At 72.8% G+C, this 3,238-nt stretch carries 4 protein-coding genes and 1 pseudogene; 2 read left to right on the forward strand and 3 right to left on the reverse strand.

The features are described 5' to 3' along the window. Positions 1-373 (reverse strand): annotated as a pseudogene (locus DY240_RS23470) (hypothetical protein); the annotation flags it as partial. Between the two features lie 87 nt (positions 374-460). Continuing rightward, the gene (locus DY240_RS32990; protein WP_092623275.1) at positions 461-619 is read right to left on the reverse strand and encodes a DUF5679 domain-containing protein; all 159 of its coding nucleotides are present in this window, start codon (positions 617-619) and stop codon (positions 461-463) included. Between the two features lie 601 nt (positions 620-1,220). On the opposite strand from DY240_RS32990, the gene DY240_RS23475 reads away from it, so the two are divergent. Both DY240_RS23475 and DY240_RS23480 read left to right on the forward strand, forming a co-directional pair. After that, entirely contained in the window at positions 1,221-1,778 is a 558-nt protein-coding gene (locus DY240_RS23475) for a M48 metallopeptidase family protein (protein ID WP_199702216.1), read from the forward strand. Positions 1,779-1,904: 126 nt separating this feature from the next. Next, positions 1,905-2,438, forward strand: coding sequence for a hypothetical protein (locus DY240_RS23480; protein ID WP_119662165.1), 534 nt, complete (start codon positions 1,905-1,907; stop codon positions 2,436-2,438). Between the two features lie 152 nt (positions 2,439-2,590). Here DY240_RS23480 and DY240_RS23485 read toward each other — a convergent pair whose 3' ends face one another. Continuing rightward, entirely contained in the window at positions 2,591-3,145 is a 555-nt protein-coding gene (locus DY240_RS23485; RefSeq protein WP_119662166.1) for an NUDIX hydrolase, read from the reverse strand. Positions 3,146-3,238 lie beyond the last annotated feature (93 nt).

Genomic DNA, 3,238 nt, shown 5'->3' on the forward strand with positions numbered 1-3,238 from the left:
CGTCGACGCGCGACCGGCCGCGGCCGGCCAGGACGTCGTCACCGCCGTCGGGCGCCCGGGCCAGCAGGCCGGCGCTGGAACGGTCGGGCTGCCGCCACGGGTCGCCCGGCCCGAGCCGGTCGCCGTCGACCACCGCACCGGCCGCCAGCAGCAGCTCGGTGAGGTGGTCGGCGGCGGAGCGGCCCAGGCCGAGCTCGGCCGCCAGCTCCCGCAGCCCCGCGAGGTCGGCCTCGCCGGTCATGGCCTCGACGACAGCCCGCTCGGGCCGGCTCAGCCCGCCCATGACGAGCGCGACCTCAGGCGTCGCGCCCACCTGCAGGGTGGACTCGTCACGCCAGGTACGGCTCAGCGCGGGATGGAGGATCGGACGCACACCGGCATCCTGCCTCGTCCGGCGCCGCCGTGCGTTTCGTTGTCCACAGGCCCGTACCGCGCGGGCGTCAGGCCGTGGACATCGGCCTCAGACGCGGCCGAGGATGCGGTTCAGATTGGTGGAACAGACCGGGCAGGTGGCCTTCGCCATGCGGGTGCCCTTGTCGTTGACGACGATGTCGCCGGTCGCTTCGCGCTTCTCCTTGCACTTCACGCAGTAGAACTCGCCCGTGTAGGTCTCAGCCATTCGTGGCCTCCCATTGTCCTCGTTGCAGGAGTGGAAGCAGCAGGTCAGCCGCGTCCCCCGTGTGGTTGAGCCGACACACTACGCCAGCCGGCGGATCCTTCGAGGCAGAAATGACGAGCGGAAATGCGCTCGGCGGGATCTCAGTTCCGCTGACGGGCGCGCGCCTTCCCCGGACGCGCGGAGGTGTCATCGTTTTCCGAGATCCCACCGAGCGGGATCGGGCGACCCGTGCGAAGTGTGGTGTGCAAGGGATTCGAGCCGCCGGACATGTCAGTGAACGTACGGCGATCCGGGGGTGGCGGCAACGGGAACGACGGGGGACGATCCCAAGGCTGTGGATAACTCTGTGGACGACTTGTGCAGGACTGCCGTGGTGCTTGTGGACCACCGGTGCGCAGCGTGTTGACAACCTCGGGGCTACGCATTGTCAAGGGCTCTGACCTGCGCAGACGCAATCCACCACATGTGCACGAAGAAAGTGTGGCCCCTGCCACGTCCGGCGCGGTGGCCGACCGGGGCATTGGTGTCCAAGGCGGCATTCCCCGCCAGTTATCCACATTGCATCCACGCATTCCCCGGCCGATGGGTCTACGGTGCAACCATGGAGGCACCGGACGTCGAGATACGGCGCTCGCTGCGCCGCCGGCGCACCGTCACGGCGTTCCGCGAGAACGGCCGCATCGTCGTGTGCCTCCCGTCGCGGCTCAGCAAGGCCGAGGAGCGCCGCTGGGTCCAGGTCATGCTCGACCGCCTGGCCGCGCAGGAGAAGCGGCGCCGGCCCAGCGACGAAGGCCTGCTCGCCAGGGCCGGCGAGCTGTCGCGCAAGTACCTCGACGGCCGGGCGATGCCGAGCAGCGTGCGCTGGAGCTCGACCCAGCGCGCCCGCTGGGGCTCGTGCACCCCCACCGACGGCTCGATCCGCCTGTCCAGCCGCCTGCAGGGGCTGCCGACGTGGGTCATCGACTACGTGCTGGTGCACGAGCTGGCCCACCTGCTGGTCAACGACCACGGCCCGGAGTTCTGGGCGCTGGTCGGGAAGTACCCGCGCGCCGAGCGGGCGCGCGGCTTCCTCGACGGCTACAGCCACGCGGCCGGCGCCGCCCCCGCCGACGCCGACGAGGACGATTCCGGGGACGCCGACGGCGACGACGTCACCTGACGAGCTGTAGCCGGCTCGCCTCCTGGCGCGCGCCGCAGCCTACTTTTCCCGCCGTCAACGGCGGCGGGCCACCGGGTGCCGTCGGTTCGAGGTGGATTCGCCGGCGCAGGTGGGTACCGTCCGGCGGTGACATCGACGCAGGCGTTCGGGGCCATCCCCGCGGGCACCATCACCTGGGACGGGCTGCTGACCGGCGCGCTCACCGTCCCGGGCACGTTCTTCGCCGCGCTGCTGGCGTTCTGGCTGCAGTCCCGCCACGGCGCGCGGCAGGGCCTCGTCGAGGCGGTCGAGTCGCTGCGCGAGCTGGTGATGCGCGTGGCCTCCGCGCCCGCCCAGACCGACGGCCCGTGGGTGCCGGGCGGGGCGCGCCGGCTGACGGAGGACGACGCCCGGCTCTTCGTCGAGCTCGGCGAGCGGATCGCCCGGGTGCGCTCGCGGTGCGGCCGGCGCGACCGTGCGCTGGCCGCCGGGCTGCGCGACGCGCACCTGAGCGTCATCGCGGCCGCCGTCACGGGCGAGACCGCCGAGGCCGCCGCCGTCTGGCGGTTCCTCGACGCCTGGCTGGACTCCCGCGGTGGCGTGCGCAGCGGCCGGATCACCATCGAGGCGCTCCGCCCCGGCCGCCGCACCGGCAAGCCCGCCGTGCCCACCCGCGCCTGACTCCCTCGCCCCCTCCGGCCCACCACCCGACCCTCAAGTTGATCTTGGAGTTCTTCGCCCATTGTGGTCCGAAATGCCTGATAGATGGCCGAAGAACTCCAAGATCAACGTCGGGTTGGGCGGGGAGAGGGCGGTGGCCCCGGGTGACGGCGTCAGAGCGCGGCGCGGGCGGCCGCGATCAGCTCAGTCACCCCGCCGCCGAGCGGCGAGGGGAGGTCGTCGTAGCCGAACCAGCCGAGGTCGTGCGACTCGTCGCTGACCATCGCGACCGCACCGGCCGGCGCCAGCGCGAGGTACTGCACGTCCAGGTGCGACTCGACGACGCCCGGCCGGCACGGCGCCGGATGCCGGTCCAGCTTGATCGGCCGTCCGCCGGCGCCGAGCGTGAGCCCCGCGATCCCGCTCTCCTCGGTGGCCTCGCGCAGCGCCGTCGCCGCGAGCGAGCCGTCACCGTCCTCGCAGTGCCCGCCGGCCTGCAGCCAGAGGTTCGCCCGGCCGTGCAGGAGCAGCAGCACCCGCTCGGCTGCGGGGTCGACGATCAGCGCACTGCCGGTCAGGTGCGCCGGCGCGCAGTCGCGCCGCATCGCCCGCGGATGGGCGCTCAGCACGTCGAGGTAGTCGCGCCGCAGCCGGTCCTGCTCCGGCGACGGCGCGGCCCACCCCGACAGCACGGCGACGGCGTCGGCGTGCAGCGGGTCGTCCGGCATGCCCGGCCCTCCTAGGTGTACTCGGCCATGAGGTTGGTGACGGCGTGTCGGGTTGAACGGGTGAGAGCCCCCGGGTGGGGTGTGGCTTGTCGA

Origin of the sequence: Jiangella rhizosphaerae (genome assembly GCF_003579925.1) — a bacterium.
GTDB classification, from domain to species: Bacteria; Actinomycetota; Actinomycetes; order Jiangellales; family Jiangellaceae; genus Jiangella; species Jiangella rhizosphaerae.